The organism is Modicisalibacter luteus DSM 23508 (assembly GCF_000378505.1).
Classification (GTDB): Bacteria; Pseudomonadota; Gammaproteobacteria; order Pseudomonadales; family Halomonadaceae; genus Modicisalibacter; species Modicisalibacter luteus.
Genome location: NZ_KB900000.1, coordinates 82,463 through 102,594, shown reverse-complemented (window position 1 = coordinate 102,594; position 20,132 = coordinate 82,463). Strand labels below are relative to the sequence as shown.

Annotated in this window: 17 protein-coding genes; 6 read left to right on the top strand and 11 right to left on the bottom strand. The window is 60.5% G+C overall.

Translation table 11 applies throughout. From position 1 onward, the window contains the following. Positions 1-9: 9 nt before the first annotated feature. From F568_RS0117090 to F568_RS0117080, 3 genes are all read right to left on the bottom strand, one after another. Entirely contained in the window at positions 10-705 is a 696-nt protein-coding gene (locus F568_RS0117090; RefSeq protein ID WP_019019983.1) for a uracil-DNA glycosylase family protein, read from the bottom strand. A 90-nt stretch (positions 706-795) separates the two neighbouring features. Beyond that, the gene (locus F568_RS0117085) at positions 796-1,236 is read right to left on the bottom strand and encodes a VOC family protein (protein ID WP_019019982.1); all 441 of its coding nucleotides are present in this window, start codon (positions 1,234-1,236) and stop codon (positions 796-798) included. Between the two features lie 21 nt (positions 1,237-1,257). Next, on the bottom strand, positions 1,258-1,725 hold the full coding sequence (locus F568_RS0117080; RefSeq protein WP_019019981.1) for a DUF411 domain-containing protein: 468 nt from the start codon (positions 1,723-1,725) through the stop codon (positions 1,258-1,260). A gap of 113 nt (positions 1,726-1,838) precedes the next feature. Here F568_RS0117080 and F568_RS0117075 point away from each other — a divergent pair, with 113 nt between their 5' ends. Then, the gene (locus F568_RS0117075; RefSeq protein WP_019019980.1) at positions 1,839-2,375 is read left to right on the top strand and encodes a DNA-3-methyladenine glycosylase I; all 537 of its coding nucleotides are present in this window, start codon (positions 1,839-1,841) and stop codon (positions 2,373-2,375) included. 11 nt (positions 2,376-2,386) lie between these two features. After that, positions 2,387-3,451 carry a metal-dependent hydrolase gene (locus tag F568_RS0117070; protein WP_019019979.1) on the top strand — a complete coding sequence of 355 codons (1,065 nt, stop codon included), beginning with the start codon at positions 2,387-2,389 and terminating at the stop codon, positions 3,449-3,451. A gap of 51 nt (positions 3,452-3,502) precedes the next feature. Here F568_RS0117070 and F568_RS0117065 read toward each other — a convergent pair whose 3' ends face one another. From F568_RS0117065 to metE, 3 genes are all read right to left on the bottom strand, one after another. After that, positions 3,503-4,111, bottom strand: a complete 609-nt coding sequence (locus F568_RS0117065) for an FMN-dependent NADH-azoreductase (protein ID WP_019019978.1) — start codon at positions 4,109-4,111, stop codon at positions 3,503-3,505. A 135-nt stretch (positions 4,112-4,246) separates the two neighbouring features. Then, the gene (locus F568_RS0117060) at positions 4,247-4,999 is read right to left on the bottom strand and encodes a COG3650 family protein (protein ID WP_019019977.1); all 753 of its coding nucleotides are present in this window, start codon (positions 4,997-4,999) and stop codon (positions 4,247-4,249) included. Between the two features lie 149 nt (positions 5,000-5,148). Next, positions 5,149-7,449 carry a 5-methyltetrahydropteroyltriglutamate--homocysteine S-methyltransferase gene (metE, locus tag F568_RS0117055; protein WP_019019976.1) on the bottom strand — a complete coding sequence of 767 codons (2,301 nt, stop codon included), beginning with the start codon at positions 7,447-7,449 and terminating at the stop codon, positions 5,149-5,151. Positions 7,450-7,581: 132 nt separating this feature from the next. Here metE and F568_RS0117050 point away from each other — a divergent pair, with 132 nt between their 5' ends. Then, positions 7,582-8,496 (top strand): LysR family transcriptional regulator, encoded by a 915-nt coding sequence (locus F568_RS0117050; RefSeq protein WP_019019975.1) that lies wholly within the window; start codon positions 7,582-7,584, stop codon positions 8,494-8,496. Here F568_RS0117050 and F568_RS0117045 read toward each other — a convergent pair whose 3' ends face one another. Genes F568_RS0117045 through F568_RS0117035 form a run of 3 tightly spaced genes read right to left on the bottom strand, consistent with a single transcriptional unit; the run spans position 8,497 to position 11,315 of the window. Next, entirely contained in the window at positions 8,497-8,928 is a 432-nt protein-coding gene (locus F568_RS0117045) for a lipocalin-like domain-containing protein (protein ID WP_019019974.1), read from the bottom strand. It lies immediately after the preceding gene. Between the two features lie 39 nt (positions 8,929-8,967). Next, positions 8,968-10,593, bottom strand: coding sequence for an ATP-binding protein (locus F568_RS0117040; RefSeq protein WP_019019973.1), 1,626 nt, complete (start codon positions 10,591-10,593; stop codon positions 8,968-8,970). Positions 10,594-10,598: 5 nt separating this feature from the next. Then, positions 10,599-11,315 (bottom strand): response regulator, encoded by a 717-nt coding sequence (locus F568_RS0117035; protein ID WP_026300625.1) that lies wholly within the window; start codon positions 11,313-11,315, stop codon positions 10,599-10,601. A gap of 462 nt (positions 11,316-11,777) precedes the next feature. Between F568_RS0117035 and F568_RS0117030 the strand changes: the two genes are divergently transcribed. Both F568_RS0117030 and F568_RS0117025 read left to right on the top strand, forming a co-directional pair. After that, positions 11,778-14,684, top strand: coding sequence for a ribonucleoside-diphosphate reductase subunit alpha (locus F568_RS0117030; protein ID WP_019019971.1), 2,907 nt, complete (start codon positions 11,778-11,780; stop codon positions 14,682-14,684). A gap of 142 nt (positions 14,685-14,826) precedes the next feature. After that, on the top strand, positions 14,827-16,077 hold the full coding sequence (locus tag F568_RS0117025; RefSeq protein ID WP_019019970.1) for a ribonucleotide-diphosphate reductase subunit beta: 1,251 nt from the start codon (positions 14,827-14,829) through the stop codon (positions 16,075-16,077). A 65-nt stretch (positions 16,078-16,142) separates the two neighbouring features. Here the strand turns inward: F568_RS0117025 and F568_RS0117020 are convergent, their stop codons facing one another. Further along, a complete protein-coding gene (locus F568_RS0117020; RefSeq protein ID WP_019019969.1) occupies positions 16,143-17,657 on the bottom strand; it encodes a DUF3360 family protein in 1,515 nt (504 codons plus the stop codon). Between the two features lie 390 nt (positions 17,658-18,047). Here F568_RS0117020 and F568_RS23105 point away from each other — a divergent pair, with 390 nt between their 5' ends. Then, the gene (locus tag F568_RS23105; RefSeq protein ID WP_019019968.1) at positions 18,048-19,472 is read left to right on the top strand and encodes an amidase; all 1,425 of its coding nucleotides are present in this window, start codon (positions 18,048-18,050) and stop codon (positions 19,470-19,472) included. A gap of 13 nt (positions 19,473-19,485) precedes the next feature. On the opposite strand, the gene ectA is transcribed toward F568_RS23105, so the two are convergent. Further along, positions 19,486-20,013 (bottom strand): diaminobutyrate acetyltransferase, encoded by a 528-nt coding sequence (gene ectA / locus F568_RS0117010; protein WP_019019967.1) that lies wholly within the window; start codon positions 20,011-20,013, stop codon positions 19,486-19,488. Between the last annotated feature and the right edge of the window lie 119 nt (positions 20,014-20,132).

Sequence of the window (20,132 nt, the reverse complement as noted above, 5' to 3'; positions counted from 1 at the left end):
AGCCAGTACCTAGCCAGCTTGGCGCAACAGATTGGCCACGCCCATGGCCTCGAGCCGCGCTTCCAGCAGCCCGGGGAAGCGCTTGAACCATGTCTGGTTCAGTGGCGAGGGGTGCGGTAAAGGGGCGAGACGAAACTCGGCTTCATGGCCATCTTCCATGGTCAGCAGTGTTGCATGGCTGGCCTCGAAACGGTCTTCGCGCTTCCAGAAACTCTCCAGTGCTTGGCGTACTTCCTTCGGTTGATTGATACCGAACCACAGGAAGGCTTCGCGCCCCAGAGTGATCAGCTCCCGCCCCTGCCAGTGATCGATCAGTACACGGGCCATCAGAGGCTGAAAGCGTTTCTTGGCGGCCATCGACCAAGCCTTGTTGCCGGTAGGCTTGTAGGGCACGGTATTGGCCCAGAAGACATGCCTTCCGATCTCGCGTGACGCCTCGAAATCAGGCATCGGTTCGCCGTGGATGGCCTGATAAAGCCCCTGGCGCACCTTCTGGCCCCCGCTGCCGATGAAAGGCTCGCCCCACTTGATTTCCTGGCGCCCCGGGTCGCGCCCGAAGAAACCCACTGGCGCGTCAGCGGGTCCCAGGCCAATGATCGGTTCGAGTGGATCCTTGCCGAAGTCGCGGTAAGTCTCGAGATCGACACCTTCCAGTGCCTGTGCGGCATCGCGAAACTGCTGTTTTAGGGTATCGTCCAGTTGCATGGTGCTCGCTCCTTGAGCCGTTGAGGGCACAGCGAGCCGGCTCGTTGAAGCCAGGCTCGCCAGGCTACTCAATTTATCCTTGTGGCCGGTTTACCAAGTGCCGGTGTTCTCCATGGATACCCAAGGTTCCTTGGGTGCCAGGGCATCGCCTTTCTGCAGCAGCTCCACGGAGATACCGTCCGGTGATCGTATGAATGCCATGTATCCATCACGGGGCGGGCGGTTGATGGTCACACCGTTGGCCTGTAGATGCTCGCAAAGCGCGTAGATATCATCGACGCGATAGGCCAGGTGACCGAAGTTGCGTCCGCCGGTGTACTCCTCGGGATCCCAGTTGTAGGTCAACTCGACCATTGGTGCCCGGTCTTCCTTGGCACGCGGTAAATCGTCGGGTGCGGCAAGGAAAACCAGCGTGAAGCGTCCTTTCTCACTCTCCTTGCGGCTGACCTCCTCGAGACCGAGCAGATCGCAATAGAAATGCAGCGACGCGTCGAGATCGCTGACGCGAACCATGGTGTGCAGGTACTGCATGGTCAATTCCCCTTTTCTCGCTTACGTATCGTGCGTGTAGCGCTGGTAGATATCGATATCGCCATTTTCTTGCCAGGCATAAACGGCATAATTGTCGACGCGGCCGGTCTCCATGCCCGGCGACCCATGGGGCATGCCCGGCACAGCAAGTCCGCTTACGTCGGCACCACTGTCCAGCAGGCGCCGGATATCAGCCGCCGGCACGTGTCCCTCAATCACATAGCCATCGATCACGGCCGTATGACACGATACCAGCCGGTCCGGCACGTCATGCTCCGCCTTGATGGCCCCCATATCCCGGCTGGCATGGAGTTGCACATCGAAACCGGCCTGCTCCAGATGCTCGACCCACGCGGTACAGCAACCGCAATTGGGATCCTTCCAGACTTCGGCGACGGAACCGGCCCAAGCCGACCCAGCCATCATACCCAGCATCAGTCCGGCCACACCTCGGCGCCACTGCCGCCACGACGATGATTGTACCTGCATGATTGTCTCCCACTTTGGCTATTGCCAGGAACTCCGGCATGATGGCTCATTATCCACCGGCACGTCACGCCTGCCTCGACCTCCCACAGCCCTGTTGCCTCAAGAGAGACCCCATGGCCGATTACTGTGACCTGGCGCCCACGCATCCGTTTCATCAACCCTACCATGACAATGAGTACGGCTTTCCGGTAACGAGCGACGACAGTCTGTTCGAACGTCTGGCACTGGAGATCAACCAGGCCGGGCTGTCATGGCTAACGGTACTCAAAAAGCGTGCCGCGTTTCGCCAAGCCTTCGACGAATTCTCGGTTGTGCGTGTCGCTGACTACGGTGAGCAGGAGCGCCAGCGCCTGCTCGGTGATGCTGGGATTATTCGCAACCGACTCAAGATCGACGCCGTAATACATAACGCCGGGGTAATTCGAGACCTGCAGACCGAGCATGGCAGTTTCAAGCATTGGCTGGACTACCACCATCCGCTGCCGCTGAACGACTGGGTTCGGTTGTTCAAGCGTACCTTTCGTTTCACGGGGCCGGAAATCGTCAATGAGTTTCTGATGAGCACCGGCTATCTCCAGGGAGCGCACCGTGAGGATTGTCCTGTTTATGCCAAGATCGTCGCCTGCCGACCCGCCTGGGTCGACACCTGAGGAGAGGGAGCATGGATTCGCTGACTCAGGCCTGTCTGGGCGCCGCCATCGGCGGTGCCGTGCTCGGCCGCCGGTTAGGACGTAAGGCCGTCCTCGCCGGTGCTGCGTTGGGCACCCTGCCCGATCTCGACGTAGTCATCGACTATGGCGACGCCGTGGCGGATTACACCTATCACCGAGGTTTCAGCCACTCGCTGCTGGTACTTGCCGCGTTGTCGGCGCTGCTGGCCGCACTGACCGCCCGTCTGGCCCCTGCCTGGGATATATCGCTGCGTCGCTGGGGAACATTCTATGCCGCCTGTTTACTGACCCACCCGCTGCTCGACGCTTTCACGACCTACGGCACACAACTATGGTGGCCGCTGGCCACGCCACCAGTGAGTTGGGCAAGCATTTTCATCATCGACCCGCTATACACTCTGCCGCTGTTGGTGGCCGTGCTTTACACGTTGGTACGGGGTTATCGCCCGCGCGTCCTGCACTTGGGGCTGGCGCTATCCACGCTTTATCTCGCCTTTTCATTGGGCGGCAAACTGGTGATAGATCAGCGCATGGCACCGGTGCTTGCTGCACAGGGCCTGCAGGACGCCCCTCGCCTGATCCAACCCACACCTTTCAACACGCTGCTGTGGCGAGTCACGGTCGTCGAGGAGGAGCACTACTACGAAGCATTGACCGGCCTGTTCGATTCGATACCTCCGGTCCTGGAGCGCTTTCCGCGAGGCGGCCACTATGCCGAGACCGCCCTGGCACTGCCCAGCGGACAACGCCTGCAGTGGTTTGCCGGGCCATTTCTGCGCTACCGTATCCAGCATGACGATGGTGCCACTTGGCTGATAGCCACCGATCTACGCCTAGGCTTTCCTGACTTCCATCCGTTCAACTTCCAACTGGCCAGGCGCGACGATGGCGAGTGGCAGCCGGTCACGACACGCGAGATCCCCGGTCGCCCTGCCGACACCGCCGCCTTGCTGAAATTGTTGGGTCGCGCTGTTACACCCGACAAGAACATCTGCCCATCAGCCTTCTTCGAAACGAAGAAGGCTGATGGGCTGGGCGCCTGCGCTTCATCCTGACATGACAAAGCCCGGTCGATTGACCGGGCTTCGGTTATCACACCCTGAGGGTTAGAGTGCCTCGACCAGCGAGTCGATTGCCTGACCTGCTTCGCGTAGCGCTGCCTCACGGCGACCTTCGCCCATGTTCAAACCTTCTGAATAGACGAAATCGACCTCTGTGATGCCCATCAGTCCCAGCATGTGACGCAGATGCGGCGTCTGGGAATCCAGCTCAGTTCCGGCATACTGGCCACCCCGTGCCGCCAGGATAATGGCCCGCTTGCCTTCCACCAGGCCCTTGGGCCCATTCTCCGTATAGCGGAAGGTCTTGCCGGCACGCAGTACGCGGTCGAACCAGGCTTTGAGCTGCGAGGGAATACCCAAGTTATAGAGCGGCACCGCCAGCACGAGCACGTCATGAGCCAGCAGCTCGTCGACCAGGAATTCGGAGCGCGCTGCCAATTCACGCTGGGTGGCATCACGCTCCTCGTCGGGCACCATCCAACTACCGACCTCTTGGCCATCCAGGTGCGGAAGTGGCTGAGCGGCCACGTCGCGCTCGGTCAGGACCAACCCCTCACGCGCACTGGCTCGCACCTTGAAATGCTCGGCCAAGGCACGGGACTGACCGTTGTCGCCGAGAATGGAGCTATTGATCAGCAGAATCTTGGATGTCATCACGTGGCCCTCGTTGAACGCTTGAGATGACAGCCATTCTAGATGGTTTTTTTCAAATGAAAATCGCAAAAAACCGCTCTAACAATTCGACTACATCGAAACGATGTATCCAGTGAATATGCTTGGGCAACAGGGTTACAGTGATTCGACACCCTGACCGCAGCCGCGCAACGTACGCTCCTGCCATTGCAGCGTTACTTGCACCGGGTATGGCATGCCGCTCATCGAGTCGAAGCAGGCCTTGGCCTGAAGTCGGGCCTGAAAAGGCTGACCCGCCTGGGTGCTACGCAGCACGACCGCAGCCTCTTGGCCATTGTCCAGGCGTTCGATCTTGTAGGGCAGGGTCAGAGTCTGTTGACCGTAATCGGCGATCAGGCGCAGATGCGATGTCTGGCGGTCGAGCATCAGCATCCACCCCGGCTCATTACCCTTGGCAAAGAAGATCGAATTGGGGCGAGTCTCGCGCGTGATCGTTTCGCGACTCACGTCACGCTGGCATTCGAGCTGGCCACTGGCACTCTCTACTCCTGCCTCATTGCCCTTGCTCCAGAAAGACAGATCGCCCTTCACATAACGTGCTCCGGACGCGACTACCGCCGGGTCCAGCCGATAGAACCCCTGCCCCGACCATAACCGCAGTTCGCCTTCGGGAAGTGCGGCGACCAGATCCTGAGCCGGCGTGCAGCGCCAAGCCACGAAGGCCGGCGCTCCATCGGCGAAAAATGCCGATGGCAATAGTGGCGAGGTTGGCTTGGGTTCGGACGTATCGACCGGCCCCGTCACGGCCCGGTTGAGATCCTGAACCTGGGGCGGGGTGGACGGAGCCGGGGCCTGCGAGGCACAGCCGGCCACCGTCAGCATGGCAGCGAACAGCGGGATGAGACGCATAGTGACTCCTGTATGACGAGGGCAATCCCAGGCACTCAGCATACCAAGCGCTCCCCCCCCTTCGCTCTTTCCCGCTAATGACATTTATTGCGTCAATTCAACCCTTTGATTTGGCCGACATTGATTTAGGTTCTAGCATGGCAACAGGCTCAACCATGCTGACGACGCAGTTCGCGTGCGGCCTCGACCATATGTTTCAACGCTGGCTCGACTTCGGCCCAGCCGCGGGTCTTGAGACCACAGTCGGGGTTGACCCATAGTCGCTCGGCAGGAATTTTCTCCGCCGCCTTTTCCATCAGCGTCACCATCCAGCCCACCTCGGGAATATTGGGCGAATGAATATCGTAGACGCCCGGCCCGATCTCGTTGGGGTAGGCGAAGTCCTGAAAGGCATCGAGCAGTTCCATGTCCGAGCGCGACGTTTCGATAGTGATCACGTCGGCGTCCAGAGCTGCGATGGCGGCAATGATGTCATTGAACTCCGAGTAACACATGTGGGTGTGGATCTGCGTCTCGTCGCGGACGACCGCCGCAGTGAGCCGGAAGCACTCCACCGCCCAGTCCAGATAGCGCTGCCACTCGGCCTGGCGCAACGGCAGCCCTTCGCGCAGAGCCGGCTCGTCGATCTGGATAATGCCGATGCCCGCCGCCTCGAGGTCAGCGACTTCGTCACGCAGTGCCAGGGCGATCTGGCGGCAGGTGGTCTCGCGCGGCTGATCATTACGTACGAACGACCACTGCAGGATGGTCACCGGCCCGGTGAGCATGCCCTTCATTGGTTTGTCGGTAAGGGACTGGGCATACTCGCTCCAGCGTACCGTCATCGCCTGAGGGCGGCTGATATCGCCGAAGATCACCGGCGGCTTGACGCAACGCGAACCGTAACTCTGCACCCAGCCATTGCCGGTAAAGGCAAATCCGTCGAGCTGCTCGCCGAAGTACTCGACCATGTCGTTGCGCTCCGGCTCGCCGTGCACGGGCACGTCCACCCCCAGTGCCTCCTGGCGTTCGATGGTGAAGGCGATTTCCTCACGCATACGCGCCTCGTAGACGTCGCGATCCAAAACGCCCTGCTTGAAGGCGCGTCGCGCAGCACGAATCTCGCCGGTCTGCGGGAAAGAGCCGATGGTTGTCGTCGGGAACAACGGCAGATCGAGTCGAGTTCGTTGTGCGCGGGCCCGTACCGGATACTCGCTTTTTCGTCGGCTGTCTCGCGCCGTTACGCCTTCGAGACGGGCACCAACGGCCGGCTTATGGATACGCGGTGAGCGTCGCTGGGCATCCAGCGCGGCCGCGGCTTCATCCAGACGTGCTATATCGTCCGTTGTGGCACGGCCATCCAGCAGACGTGCCAATGTGGCAACCTCATCGAGCTTCTGCCGGGCGAAGGCCAGCCAGCCCTTGAGTTCCTCGTCCAGGGCAGTCTCGCTGGCCAAGTCCACCGGCACATGCAGCAAGGAACAGCTCGGCGCCAGCCACAGGCGATCGCCGAGACGCATGCGTGCGGTAGCCAACGTCTCACGCAACGCGGACAGATCGGCCCGCCATACGTTGCGTCCATCGATAGCCCCCACCGAAAGTATCTTGTAGGCCGGCAGGCGATCGAGAACACGTTCGAGTTGCGCCGGGTCACGCACTGTATCGATGTGTAGCGCCTCGACTGGCAGACCGGTGGCCACCGCCAGATTGTCGCCCAAGCCGCCGAAATAAGTGGCCAGCAGAAGCTTCACCGGAGCCGACCGCAGCGTGTTGTATGCCAGCTCATAGGCCTGCCGCCATTCGAGCGGCAAATCCTGTACCAACGCCGGCTCATCGAGCTGCACCCACTCCACCCCCTGACTGGCCAGCCGCGTCAGGATTTGTCCATACACCGGCAGCAGTGCATCCAGCAGGTCGAGCCGCTCGAAATCCTCGCCGCTTTCCCCTTCCACCTTGGTATTTCCCAACCACAGCCATGAGAGCGGGCCAAGCAGGGAGACCTTGACCGGGTGGCCTGCGGCTCGGGCTTCATCAACCTCATCGAACAGGCGTGAGCTGGCAATCCGGAAACGCTGACCTCGATACAGTTCGGGGACCAAATAGTGATAGTTGGTATCGAAGTATTTGGTCATCTCGCAGGCCGCTGCCGGCGTACCAGTCGGGGCGCGGCCGCGCGCCATGCGGAACGTCGTGTCGAGATCGACTTCGTCATCACCCTGGCCGAAGCGCGGTGGCACGGCACCGACCAGGGCGGAGGTATTGAGTACCTGATCGTAGAAGGCAAAGTCGCCGACAGTCACCAGGTTGAGTCCGGCATCACGTTGCTCCTGCCAATGCCGGGCGCGTAGCTCGGCAGCAGTAGCTTCCAAGGCGTCCTGTGCCAGTTCGCCCTTCCAGTAGGCCTCGACGGCGCGCTTGAGTTCGCGGTTCGCGCCAATACGCGGATAACCCAGAGTATGTGCCAGCGTCATCGTTATTCCTTGGCGTGTCTTAACGGATAGAATTGGCGATCAATGTCGCCGTGCGATGGCTAGGCAGTCTCACTGGCATTATAAGTTGATCAAACTAAATTAATTAATCATTAAAGTGAGCGGGACTCATACATGCTCGAGCTTCGTCATCTCCGTACGCTGATCGCCTTGCGCGATGCCGGTTCGCTGGTCGAGGCCGCCGAGCGGGTTCACCTGACTCAGTCGGCCTTGTCGCACCAGATCAAGGACTTGGAAGAGCGCCTGGGCAGTCCGCTGTTCCTGCGCAAGACACGGCCGGTCGAATTCACCCGGGCCGGTGAACGGCTGCTGACGTTGGCCGAGCAGATCCTGCCTCAGGTGAGAATGGCCGAACGCGACCTGGCACGGCTGGCCGGCGACGAACAAGGCCGCCTGCACATGGCCATCGAGTGTCACAGCTGCTTCCAGTGGCTAATGCCGACCATTGATCGCTTTCGCGATCACTGGCAGGAAGTCGAAGTCGACATCCCCAGCGGACATAACTTCGACCCGCTGCCCGCGCTGGCCCGCGAGCAGCTCGATCTGGTGATTACTGCCGATCCCCAGCCGCTGGCCGGAATTCACTACGAGCCACTGTTCCGTTACGAGGGGTTATTGGCGGTAGCCAAGCAGCATCGCCTGGCCGGGCGAGTATTCGTCACGCCGGACGATCTGATCGAGGAAACCTTGATTACCTATCCGGTGGAGCACGAGCGCCTGGACGTCTTCACCCAGTTTCTCGATCCGGCGGGCGCTGCGCCGCGCGAGATACGAACCGCCGAGCTCACGATAATGATGATGCAGCTGGTGGCCAGCGGTCGCGGTGTGTGCGCCCTGCCTAACTGGGCGCTGACCGAGTACCTTGAGCGTGACTATGTCCGCGCCCTGTCACTGGGGGAAAGTGGCGTATGGAGCACGCTGTTCGCCGCAATCCGCGAGGAACAGCGCGACCTGCCCTGGATGGAGGATTTTCTGCGCACCGCCCGGGAAACTTCATTCGCGGTACTCGAAGGCATCAAGCCCGCTTGATCAACGGGTCCATTCAAGCAGGGTAACGTATCCCCCCTGCGGTATATGCGGACTCGGTTCGTCGGTGGATAGAATCAGGCGATCACTCTTGAGGGTAACGTCACGGGTCAGGCGAGTCCCCTCCCAGAACGCCAGGCTGGCGATATCCACGTCGTGGTGCACCCGGCCCTCTTCCAGCGACCAGTTACCGGAGTAAGCGAAGCCGCTACGAAAGTGCAGCGCCTGGCTCGCATCGCTGTCCAGGTCGAGCGGCGGGCGCTCGGTCGCCATGATCTGGACCGACATGCGCCCCGGACGCTCCCGGTCAAGTAGATAGATGAGCTGACCGACAGCGTGGCCGAGCGGCGAAACCTCCTTGCCGTCAGGCCAACGATAGGCGAAGCGAACCAAGCGCCACAGGCCGCTGAGCGCTTCGGGTGTTGTCGTTGACATACTTTTCCTCGCTCCCTAGGTTCGTCGGCTGAACGAACCCTAGCTAACCTTGGTTGTCGGTACGGCGCCAGGCAGCAATAGGCTGAAACAGGCGCCACCCAACGCCTCGCTGTCCTCGACCACGACACTGCCACCGTGCCAGAGCATGATCTTCTGCACGATCGACAGGCCCAGCCCGTAACCACCCGAGCGTCGGGTACGACTGTTGTCTAGTCTGGCAAAGGGCTTGAAGACTTCTATACGGTCGCTTTCGGGAACTCCCGGACCGTCATCCTCCACGTCCAGACGCACGGCGCGGGCGTCCTGGCTGAGGCGAATCAACACTTGCGACTCGGCATGCCGACAGGCGTTGGCGACCAGATTCTGCAAGGCGCGTTGCAAATACCGGGGCTCGGCAATGACCTCGACGTCACCGCCAGGCTCGACTGCCAGGGAAATCTGTGGATGCAGTGGCGCCAAGGCATCCACGACCCTCGCAGCCATGGCCCGACAGTCAACACTATCGGTTTCCAGCGTGACCCCACTGGCATTGTCGCTGCCCAGCCGGGCGTAAGTGAGAATCTCGTCAATCAGTTGATCGAGCTCCTCGATATCGCTGTCTATCCCCTTCAACTGGCGTCGCACCGGTTCCTGATCCGACATGTCGTCGACCATCTGCACCGCAAAGCGGATACGTGCCACCGGCGTGCGCAGCTCATGGGATACCGCCCGGATCATCTCCTGCTGAGCACGCAGCAGTGACTGGACCTGGGCCGCCATGCCATTGAAAGCCATGCCCAGCCGGCCCATGAAATCGCTGCTCTCGACTTTTACCCGAGTGTCCAGATAACCGCCGGCAATGCGCGTCGCCGCTTTCTCAAGACGTGCCATGCGGGCTTCGAGACCTCGTACGACCAGATAGATAGCTGCCGCCAGCACAATCAGAGCCACCAGCACCAGGCCCAGGGTGAGTAGCAGCGGCATGGGGTCGAAGGCATGCAGGGGACCGACACGGATCCAGCGCGGCGCGCCGTCTCCGAACATCGGCTTGAGCCGCGCAAACGCCGACACCGTACCCTCTTCGGCCAGCAAGTGCAGTACGACGGCGCCGTCGCTGAGACGCTCAAGCTGCTCGTCGTCGAGCACCTCAGGAGGCGACGTCGATAGTTTGACCGGCAAGGCCTGGCGATCGATTAGCGCCTGCAGCGGCAGCTCCGGCGAGAACTTGCCCTCCAGCCAGACACGCAGGCTGCCGACCAGGCCACGTAGCTGCTTCTCGGATAGGCGCGTTAGCGTCGCCTCGAGCAACAATGGCTCGCCTGGCACCAAACGCCACAGATGCCAGTCGCCTCGACTGTCGCGTTCCACCAGGGGGCGGCCATCTTCCAGACGAGCGCGTTGGAAATAGTTGAAGTCCTGCTTATCGACGTGATGCAGGCTCAGACGCATATCCAGGCGCTCGCTCTGATCCAGAAGCCAGGTTGCACGCCGTTCCTGTGCCACTTCGGACACCAGTGTGGCCAGCAGCGCCATGGGCGCGTCGGCCAGGTTTTCGCGGTAGTACTCGCGACGTACCTGATCCACCATCAGGTATCCCAGCATGGCCAGGCCAAAGGTCAACACCAGCGCCAGCAGCAAGGATGCATAAACCCGAAAGAACGTGCTGTCGGCCAAGGTGCGACGCATTACGATCAGACATCCTTAACGAAGAGATAACCCTTGCTGCGTACCGTCTTGATGCGATGCGGCTGGTTGGGGTCGTCTCCAATCTTGGGGCGAATCCGTGATACGCGCACGTCAATGGAGCGATCCTGGCCGTCATACTTGATGCCACGCAACGACGAGAAGATCTCCTCGCGCGTCAGCACGCGTCCGGCGTTGTCGGCCAGCAGCCACAGCAGGTCGAACTCTGCGCTGGTCAGATCGATGCGCTCCTCTTCGAGCCAGGCCTCGCGGGTGGCGCTGTCGATAACCAGCCCGCCGAAGGTCAACCTGGCCGAACCGCTGTTACTTTCAATCGGGTCGGTACGACGCATCAACGCGCGCATGCGCGCCAGTAGCACGCGCGGCTGTACCGGCTTCGGCACGTAATCGTCGGCACCCATTTCCAGTCCCAACACCTGATCCATGTCGTCGGTGCGCGCCGTCAACATTAGAATCGGGCCGGAATATAGCGGCCTTACGCGGCGGCAGATTGATAGGCCGTCTTCGCCGGGGAGCATTAGATCCAGGATGACAATGTCAGGCTCAAGCTCGGTGATTCGCTCGACTCCGTGAGCGCCATCTGCCTCGATGGTGACCTGGAAACCGTTGGCCTCGAGATATTCCCGGGTCAGGTTAGCCAGACGCTCGTCATCCTCGATGATCAGTACGTGGTCCTTGTCTTTACTGTCCAAGCTGTTACCCATCCTATTTGGCTAAAGGGCATTGCTATGCCACTGATTTCCTGACAATGCTACACCTCGCTACAGGGGGTTACGAGATGGTCACTCTAAACCATAGCGGATGGGCGCGGATGATACCCGAAATCCTTCCCATTCTGTCCCATTCCACGAAAAATCATCGATTAGCCAAGCCTTAAAAGGCCTAGCCATGCGGCTTCGACCACCCCCTGCTTTTCACCCCCAGAAGAGCCACAAGTTACCCACAACTTATTCACTTGCTGGCCGCCTCCGGACACACTATCTTGTGGCCCATTCGCAGCAGACCACTACATGATGTACTAACTACCAATTGCCGCCCAGCCTGTCAATGCCCCTTGAAACGGGCCAACGGCGCGGGTTTAACGCTTCGGCAAACGCTAGTCGGCATCGTCGGTGGTCGCTGTTACCGACTTTTCCATCCAACGTAAGCGAGGGATACACGGCGCCATGGAAACCACTCTTTCTCCAGACAAGACGGCTGTGAACGTGACTGCGCCCGAGCGACTGCGCGTGATCAAGCGAGGCGGCGACGTGGCCGCGTTCGATCCCAGCAAGATTTCCGTGGCCATGACCAAAGCCTTCATCGCGGTCGAAGGCGACAATGCCGGTACCTCCTCGCGCATCCGCGAGTTCGTGGCCCAGGCCACAGATCAGATTACCGAGGCGTTCCAGCGTCGCACACCCGATGGCGGCACCCTGCACATCGAGGATATCCAAGACCAGGTCGAGCTGGCCCTGATGCGCGCCGGCGAACAGAAAGTCGCTCGCGCCTACGTGCTCTACCGCGAGGAGCACGCCCGCGCCCGCCAGGCTGCCGGGGGCGACATCGCCAAGCCCCACCCCACGCTCAACGTGACCCTGGCCGACGGCACCGTGCGTCCGCTCGATCTGGGCCGTGTCGAGACGTTGGTGTTCGATGCCTGCGAAGGCCTGAGCAACGTCGATCCCAAGAAGATAGTCGACGACTCGTTGAAGAACCTTTACGACGGTGTGTCCATGGACGGCGTGGCCACCGCAATGATGATGACCGCGCGCACGCTGGTCGAGAAGGACCCCAACTACACCTACGTCACGGCGCGCCTGCTGCAGGACAACCTGCGCCGCGAGGCGCTGAGTTTCCTCGGCATCGCCGACGAGGCCACCTTCGGTGACATGGCCGGACTCTACAAGCCGGCTTTCCAGGCTTACATTGCCAAAGGCATCGAGTTCGAACAGCTCGATCCGGCGCTGGCCGAGTTCGACCTCGACCGCCTGGGTGATGCGCTCGATCACACCCGTGACAACCAGTTCACCTACCTTGGCCTGCAGACGCTCTACGATCGCTACTTCATCCACCGCGACGATGTCCGTTATGAACTGCCGCAGGTGATGTTCATGCGCGTCGCCATGGGTCTGGCGCTCAACGAAGACGACCGCGAAGCGCGCGCCATCGAGTTCTACGAGCTGCTCTCCAGCTTCGACTACATGGCTTCCACACCGACGCTGTTCAACGCCGGCACCGTACGCAGCCAGCTCTCCAGCTGTTACCTGACCACCGTGCCAGACAACCTCGACGGCATCTACAGTGCGATCCGCGACAACGCCATGCTCTCCAAGTGGGCCGGCGGCCTGGGCAACGACTGGACACCGGTACGTGCGCTGGGCTCCTACATCAAGGGCACCAACGGCAAGAGCCAAGGTGTAGTGCCGTTCCTCAAGGTAGTCAACGACACCGCCGTCGCCGTCAATCAAGGCGGCAAGCGCAAGGGTGCCGTCTGCGCCTATCTCGAGACTTGGCATCTCGACGTCGAGGAATTCATCGAGCTGCGCAAGAATACCGGTGACGACCGCCGCCGCACGCACGATATGAACACCGCCAACTGGGTGCCGGACCTGTTCATGAAGCGTGTGTTCGACGACAAGGACTGGACGCTGTTCTCGCCGTCCACTTGCCCGGACCTGCACGATCTGTACGGCGCCGCCTTCGAAAAGCGCTACGAGGAGTACGAAGCGATGACCTACACCGGTCAGCTCAAGCTCTTCAAGCGCGTCAAGGCCAAGGACCTGTGGCGCAAGATGCTATCGATGCTGTTCGAGACCGGCCACCCGTGGATTACCTTCAAGGATCCGTGCAACCTGCGCAGCCCCCAGCAACACGCCGGCGTGGTTCACAGCTCGAACTTGTGCACCGAGATCACCCTCAACACCTCGGTCGACGAGATCGCGGTGTGCAACCTGGGTTCGGTCAACCTGGCACAGCATGTGGTCGACGGTGAGCTCGATGCCGACAAGCTCAAGAAGACCGTGCGTACTGCCGTGCGGATGCTCGATAACGTCATCGACATCAATTACTACGCAGTGCCGCAGGCCAAGAACTCAAACTTCAAGCACCGTCCAGTGGGGCTGGGCATCATGGGGTTCCAGGATGCGCTCTACAAGCGGGGCATCGCCTACGCTTCCCAGGACGCCGTGACCTTCGCCGACCGCTCCATGGAGCTGGTCAGCTATCACGCCATTGAAGCGTCTTCGGACCTGGCCGCTGAGCGTGGCCAGTACAAGAGCTACGACGGCTCACTGTGGAGCCAGGGAATCCTACCCGTCGACTCCATCGAGAAGCTCAAGGCCGAGCGTGGCGCCGATTATATCGAGGTCGACACCACCACCAGCCTCGACTGGGACCGCATCCGCGAGAAGGTCACCAGCCAGGGCATGCGCAACTCCAACGTAATGGCGATTGCTCCCACCGCGACAATCTCCAATATCTGCGGCGTGTCGCAGTCCATCGAGCCGACCTATCAGAACCTCTACGTGAAGTCGAACCTCTCGGGCGAGTTCACCGTGGTCAACGCCTACATGGTCAACGATCTCAAGGAGCGTGGCTTGTGGGACGAGGTCATGATCAATGATCTCAAGTACTACGACGGCTCTCTACAGCCCATCGATCGCGTCCCCGAAGACCTCAAGGCACGCTACGCCACAGCCTTCGAAGTCGAGCCGAAGTGGCTGGTCGAAGCCGCCGCGCGTCGCCAGAAGTGGATCGACCAGGCCCAATCGCTGAACCTGTACATCGCTGGGGTTTCGGGCAAGAAGCTCGACGTCACCTATCGCATGGCCTGGTTCCGTGGCCTGAAGACCACTTATTACCTACGTGCCCTGGGTGCGACCTCTGTCGAGAAATCCACCGTCGATCGCGGCAAGCTCAATGCCGTGAGCAACGGCAGCGCCCCGGGAGCCAAGCCGGACGCCGCGCCGCAGGCCGAGGCCCCGCGTGAAGCGCGCGGCATCGATGATTTCCTGACCGGCAAGGGCGGCAGCGGCTCGCGCGCACCGTCGGCCGGCGAAATCGATGAGCTGGGCTGCGAGGCCTGCCAGTAACCGTAAGCACTGGCAGTGGTTCGGCCAGGCCGTGTTGCCCGCGGGGAACCGGCCTGGCCACCCTCGCCCAGCGTCGCAATTGATGAAAACTTTCTGATCCAAGCGCAGCGCTCAGGATCACAGCCATATACAGGTGATATCCATGCTGAACTGGGACGATTTCCACGAAGACGAGAACGCGACCGCCCCGACCCAGGCACCAGAGAAGCCGGCCCCGCAGGCCGACGCCAAGCCGGCCGCTCAACCTGAGCCCGAAGCGGTGCGTGAAAGCGCCGGCACCTACAAGGTCGCTGACACCGACCGCCTGGCGCGCGCGCGCAAGTCGCTGGAAGAACTGGATGTCGCGGCCGGTCTCGAGGAACTCGAGATGGGCGCGGCGCGCATCGAGGTCGATGACAAGCAGATGATCAATGCTCGCGCCGATCTCAACCAACTCGTGCCCTTCAAGTACGAGTGGGCGTGGCAGAAATACCTGGACGGCAGTGCCAATCACTGGATGCCCCAGGAAGTGAACATGAATGCCGATATCGCGCTGTGGAAGAGTCAGGACGGCCTGACCGCCGACGAGCGCCGCATCGTCGAGCGTTCATTGGGCTACTTCTCCACTGCCGATTCGCTGGTTGCCAACAACCTGGTGCTGGCACTCTATCGACTGATTACCAATCCCGAGTGTCGCCAGTACCTGCTGCGCCAAGCCTTCGAGGAAGCGATCCATACCCACGCCTACCAGTATTGTGTGGAATCGCTGGGCATGGATGAAGGCGAAGTCTTCAATATGTATCGCGAAGTTCCCTCGGTGGCCGCCAAGTCCGCCTGGAGCCTCAAGCACACCCAGTCGCTGGCGCGTTCAGATTTCCAGACAGGCACTCCCGAGACCGACCAGGAGCTGCTGCGCAACCTGGTCGCGTTCTACTGTGTCACTGAAGGCATCTTCTTCTACTGCGGCTTCAGCCAGATCCTGTCCATGGGCCGGCGCAACAAGATGACCGGCGTCGCCGAGCAGTTCCAGTACATCCTGCGCGACGAGTCCATGCACCTGAACTTCGGCATCGACATGATCAACCAGATCAAGATCGAGAACCCGCACTTGTGGACGCCGGAATTCCAGGACGAGGTGACCCAGATGATCATCGAGGGCACCGAGCTTGAGATCGCCTACGCGCGCGATACCATGCCGCGCGGCGTGCTGGGCATGAACGCCGCGATCATGGAGGAATACCTGCATTTCATCTGCAACCGCCGCCTGGCACAGATCGGCCTGAAGGAGCAGTACCCCGGCGCGCAGAACCCCTTCCCGTGGATGAGCGAGATCATCGACCTGCGCAAGGAGAAGAACTTCTTCGAGACGCGTGTTACCGAGTATCAGGTCGGCGGCGCGCTGAGCTGGGATTGATATAACAGGAAGATGGAATCAAAAAGGGGAACATGAAGTTCCCCTTTTTTGTAGCCCTGCCATGATCAGTCAAGTGCTCGGAACGTCTCGAGTAGCGCCGGCACCCCGGGAAACATGCCAACTGCGGCCATCACACCACAAAGCAGGACAAACACGATGGAGGGGATGATCCAGCGGTCGCGACGACTCATGCTCTGGCCTCGCTCCTTGTCACCAATGACCCCTAGATTGTCCAGCAGCATCGTCAGCGACCAGCCGAACACCGGATTCACCAACGTAGAGGCGAAGACCACAATTCCAGCCGATTGGTAGGTCTTGCCCTCACGGGTCATTTGAAGGCCAGCTTCAAGCAGAGGCAGGAAGACGCCGACAATCAAGGCCACGCTCAGTACTGGCGGCCATACTGCCAGGTCCATGGGATATCCCCAGACAGCTGCCACCACGCACAACAGGCCGGTCAGGATCGCCCCTGCAGGAATCGGACGCTTAGCAATTGCGGCCGGCACCATATAGGTACCCCAAGAGGAAGTCAGCTGGCCGCCCCCCAGCGAGGTGCCAACAATCTGACGTGCCGCAGCGACACACATGGTGTCGTCAACATTCATCAGAACTTTGTCAGCCTTCTTCGGGTAGTTGAGCTCCTGAAATACGCGATGTCCGAGGAAGTCCGGCGTCCACATGGCAACTGCCAGGACCGCAAAGGGGGCCACTGCTAGAAAGTGATGCAACTCAGGCAGGCCCAGTTGCCATCCTGTGTTCTCACCCCACCAATATGCCGGGTTGAGGTTGGGTAGCCCAGGCTCCGTGGTGAACTCCAGCGGTGCGCCCAGCGTAAAGGCGATCAGCGCCGCCAGGCCAGACCCCAGAGGGATAGCCAGCCAGCGCATCTTCACCTGTTCCAGATAGGCGTACATCAATAGGGCGACTAGCGTGATTATGAAGGCGATGTAGCCCATATCGATGCCTTCCGCCCAGCTAAACAAGTTCTTGATCTGAGAAGTTACGCCCATGAAGCCGAGAAAGAGCAGTAGGCCACCGCAAACGCCCTTGCTGGTCAAGCGCGTCAGCAAGCTGCCCCCTTTGAAGGCGCCTAGTGCGAGTCCCAATGCGCCGACCATGAGGCCGAACGCCATGGGATGCCCGCCCGAAGCAACAATCAGTGGAATCAACGGAATCAGTGGCCCGTGAGTGCCGGAAAGGTTAGCCGTAGGGTTAAGGATGCCGGAAAACAGGATGACAAACAGCAGAGCGGCGATGAGCATCTCGAACCGGGCATTCTCTATTACGAAAGCATCCGAGAGGCCCAGCGGCGTGGCAAAAGCCGCCACCACCGCTGCCACCATGACGATCTTGCCGATAGTCGCAGCTATTGCGGGAACCCAGTCCTCCATTTCGAACCGATAATCACGGAATGGCAGGTTCACCCGCCAGCGTCTTGGCGCCATGATCGTCAGTTCGTGCTCGAGATAATCTGCGCGTGAGTCGAATGCTTCTCTTGGCTTGTGAAGCGCCCGATAACTACTTGCGTCATCTTCGGCGTGAGGGAGCGTACGGTTATTATCCAGTTCAGCTTCTAACATGATAAATTTCTTACCAAAAAATGTGCAGGTAAGATACGGCCTGGTTGGTAGCGCGTCTCTGAGACCTTAGCCTATTCATTAGCCCGCACGTCTAGCGCGGGCATGCTTACCGGCCCCGCTTCGTTACAGCATGGTTAAAAAGCGCATCCAACCGCTTACTTGCCATTCACAGTTCTGGTGCTACAAGCCCACGGTTTATCGCACCATCCGCAGTTAACGCCTGAGTCGTCCCGAGCCCCTCATTATCGGATGGTTTCATTCAGGACGGAGCCAGGCCGTGACAGCATGACATCCCGGCTATGCTAGCCTTCTATTCATTGCGCTAGCCCACGTATCGTTTACCCCTCCCTGATGAATCTGCACAACCAAGGATGGAAACAAGGAGAGAGCATGGAATCGCAAGTGGAGCCGTATGAGTGCCTCAGCGCCACTGAACTCCTCGTCCGCCTGCAACGCTCGGAAGTCACCGCCGTGGAACTGGCAGAGTCGGCACTGCAACGCATCGAGGCGCTGGATGACAAGGTCAACGCATTTCGTCAGATCGACCGTGACATGACTCTGGAAATGGCCCGGGCCGCCGACGAGCGCTACCGCGCCTGGCAAACCATGGGCCTGCTCGATGGAATCCCGGTGGCGGTCAAGGATGCCTTCGACCAGATTGGCTGGGCGACACGTGACGGCTCACGACTCACCGAGGACAGCCCGGCCACGACCGACGCCCCGACGGTCGCTGCCTGCCGCCGTCACGGCTTCGTGCCGGTCGGCCGAACGAACATGCCGGAATTCGGCTGGAAAGCGGTCACGGACTCGCCACTGACCGGGATCACGCGCAACCCCTGGAATCTCGACAAGACCCCGGGCGGCTCCAGCGGGGGTAGCGCCGCCGCCGTAGCCATGGGCGTGACCCCGCTGGCCCTGGCGGCCGATTCCGGCGGCTCGACCCGCATCCCCGCCAGTTTTTGTGGCGTGGTTGGGTTCAAGCCGACACATGGCCGAGCGCCAATGCACCCCGGTAGCCACTTCGGAAAGCTCTCCCAGCCCGGGCCAATCGCGCGTACCGTACGCGACGCCGCGTTATTGCTCGACGTGATGACCGAGTCAGATCCCAGCGATCCGCGGCTCCAGCCGGGCCCTCAGAGTTATCGGAACGGGTTGAATGGCGACGTCAGAGGGTTGCGTATCGCCTACAGCCCTAGCTTGGGTCTCGACGTGGAGGTCAATCCTGAAGTGGCCACTGCGGTAGAACATGTCGCGGACAAGCTCGAGCAATTGGGCGCGCGCGTGGTACGTACCGATCCCCATGTCGGTCAGCTTCGGGAAACGTATCAGCGCCTGTTCTTCACCACGGCAGCTCAGATGATCCAGGGCTACGATGACAGCGCACGGGAAAAACTGGACCCCGCACTTCGGGAAGTCGCTGAGCACTACGCTAGCCTCAGTGCCCTGAAATACCTGGAAGCAGATACCGCGCGCGTCGAGCTCATGCATCGTATGAGCTTCTTTCACCTGGATTTCGATCTGATACTCTGCCCTACCGTTCCGGTGCGCCCTTTCGATGTCGGACGCGAGGTCCCGGAAGATTGGCCCGATCAGCGATGGACCAGCTGGGCTCCATTCACCTGGCCGTGGAATATGACTGGACAACCGGCCATCACCGTACCCTGTGGCTTCACCGAGGACGGCTTGCCGATTGGCGCACAGTTCATTGGGGCGCGGCACAGCGACACGCAGGTGTTATGCGCAGCTCAGGCCTTCCAGCAGGTCTTCCCGTTGACCGCCAAGCGGCCACCGCTGACCAAAGAAGGTGGCATTTAGCGTCATGCCTTTGCTATCGCGTATGGCCAGGCGTGGCAAGCGGATAGATACGCAACAGATCTTCGGCCAGCGTATTGTCGGCCCCGAAGACTTCGGGCGGGTAATAACCACGATGCCGCTCGAACTGTGCTCCTTCGGCCTTGGCTATGGACTCGAACATCGCACGCGAAGCCGCGTTGGTCGCGCTAACCGTCGCCTCCAGCGTAGTGACATCACGGCAAACCGGGCGCGCCAGAATATGCTGTATCATGCGCAGCGGTAATTTCTGGCCGCGGCCATGCTCATGAACCCCGATTTGCCAGAGAAAGTACGTATGGGGCTGTTTCGGATGAAGGTAGCCGGTCACGAAGGCGACCAGTTCTCCCTGCGCCTCGGCGACGGCACAGGTGTCAGCAAAGTGAGTGCAGTGAAGCAGATTGCAATACGCCGAATTCTCGGCCAATGGCGGCACCCGGCGCACCAGATCATGCAACCGTGCGCTATCTTCCAATATTGGCTGCCGAATGGTCATCTCGGCGCTGACATGGCGATGCGAGGCCATCAACTCCTCCCTGAGTTCGTGGCTGGCTCGCCAGCGACGATAGCAGAGAGGTTCATTGATTTCACGAGATGCTTCGAGCAGAGTGTCGCCGCAACGCGCCAGCTGTCGCTATCCTGAAT

Excerpts from the sequence above, each read along its gene's own strand:
- F568_RS0117090 (WP_019019983.1), bottom strand. The coding sequence starts at position 705 with ATGCAACTGGACGATACCCTAAAACAGCAGTTTCGCGATGCCGCACAG.
- F568_RS0117085 (WP_019019982.1), bottom strand. The coding sequence starts at position 1,236 with ATGCAGTACCTGCACACCATGGTTCGCGTCAGCGATCTCGACGCGTCG.
- F568_RS0117080 (WP_019019981.1), bottom strand. The coding sequence starts at position 1,725 with ATGCAGGTACAATCATCGTCGTGGCGGCAGTGGCGCCGAGGTGTGGCC.
- F568_RS0117075 (WP_019019980.1), top strand. The coding sequence starts at position 1,839 with ATGGCCGATTACTGTGACCTGGCGCCCACGCATCCGTTTCATCAACCC.
- F568_RS0117070 (WP_019019979.1), top strand. The coding sequence starts at position 2,387 with ATGGATTCGCTGACTCAGGCCTGTCTGGGCGCCGCCATCGGCGGTGCC.
- F568_RS0117065 (WP_019019978.1), bottom strand. The coding sequence starts at position 4,111 with ATGACATCCAAGATTCTGCTGATCAATAGCTCCATTCTCGGCGACAAC.
- F568_RS0117060 (WP_019019977.1), bottom strand. The coding sequence starts at position 4,999 with ATGCGTCTCATCCCGCTGTTCGCTGCCATGCTGACGGTGGCCGGCTGT.
- metE (WP_019019976.1), bottom strand. The coding sequence starts at position 7,449 with ATGACGCTGGCACATACTCTGGGTTATCCGCGTATTGGCGCGAACCGC.
- F568_RS0117050 (WP_019019975.1), top strand. The coding sequence starts at position 7,582 with ATGCTCGAGCTTCGTCATCTCCGTACGCTGATCGCCTTGCGCGATGCC.
- F568_RS0117045 (WP_019019974.1), bottom strand. The coding sequence starts at position 8,928 with ATGTCAACGACAACACCCGAAGCGCTCAGCGGCCTGTGGCGCTTGGTT.
- F568_RS0117040 (WP_019019973.1), bottom strand. The coding sequence starts at position 10,593 with ATGCGTCGCACCTTGGCCGACAGCACGTTCTTTCGGGTTTATGCATCC.
- F568_RS0117035 (WP_026300625.1), bottom strand. The coding sequence starts at position 11,315 with ATGGGTAACAGCTTGGACAGTAAAGACAAGGACCACGTACTGATCATC.
- F568_RS0117030 (WP_019019971.1), top strand. The coding sequence starts at position 11,778 with ATGGAAACCACTCTTTCTCCAGACAAGACGGCTGTGAACGTGACTGCG.
- F568_RS0117025 (WP_019019970.1), top strand. The coding sequence starts at position 14,827 with ATGCTGAACTGGGACGATTTCCACGAAGACGAGAACGCGACCGCCCCG.
- F568_RS0117020 (WP_019019969.1), bottom strand. The coding sequence starts at position 17,657 with ATGTTAGAAGCTGAACTGGATAATAACCGTACGCTCCCTCACGCCGAA.
- F568_RS23105 (WP_019019968.1), top strand. The coding sequence starts at position 18,048 with ATGGAATCGCAAGTGGAGCCGTATGAGTGCCTCAGCGCCACTGAACTC.
- ectA (WP_019019967.1), bottom strand. The coding sequence starts at position 20,013 with ATGGCCTCGCATCGCCATGTCAGCGCCGAGATGACCATTCGGCAGCCA.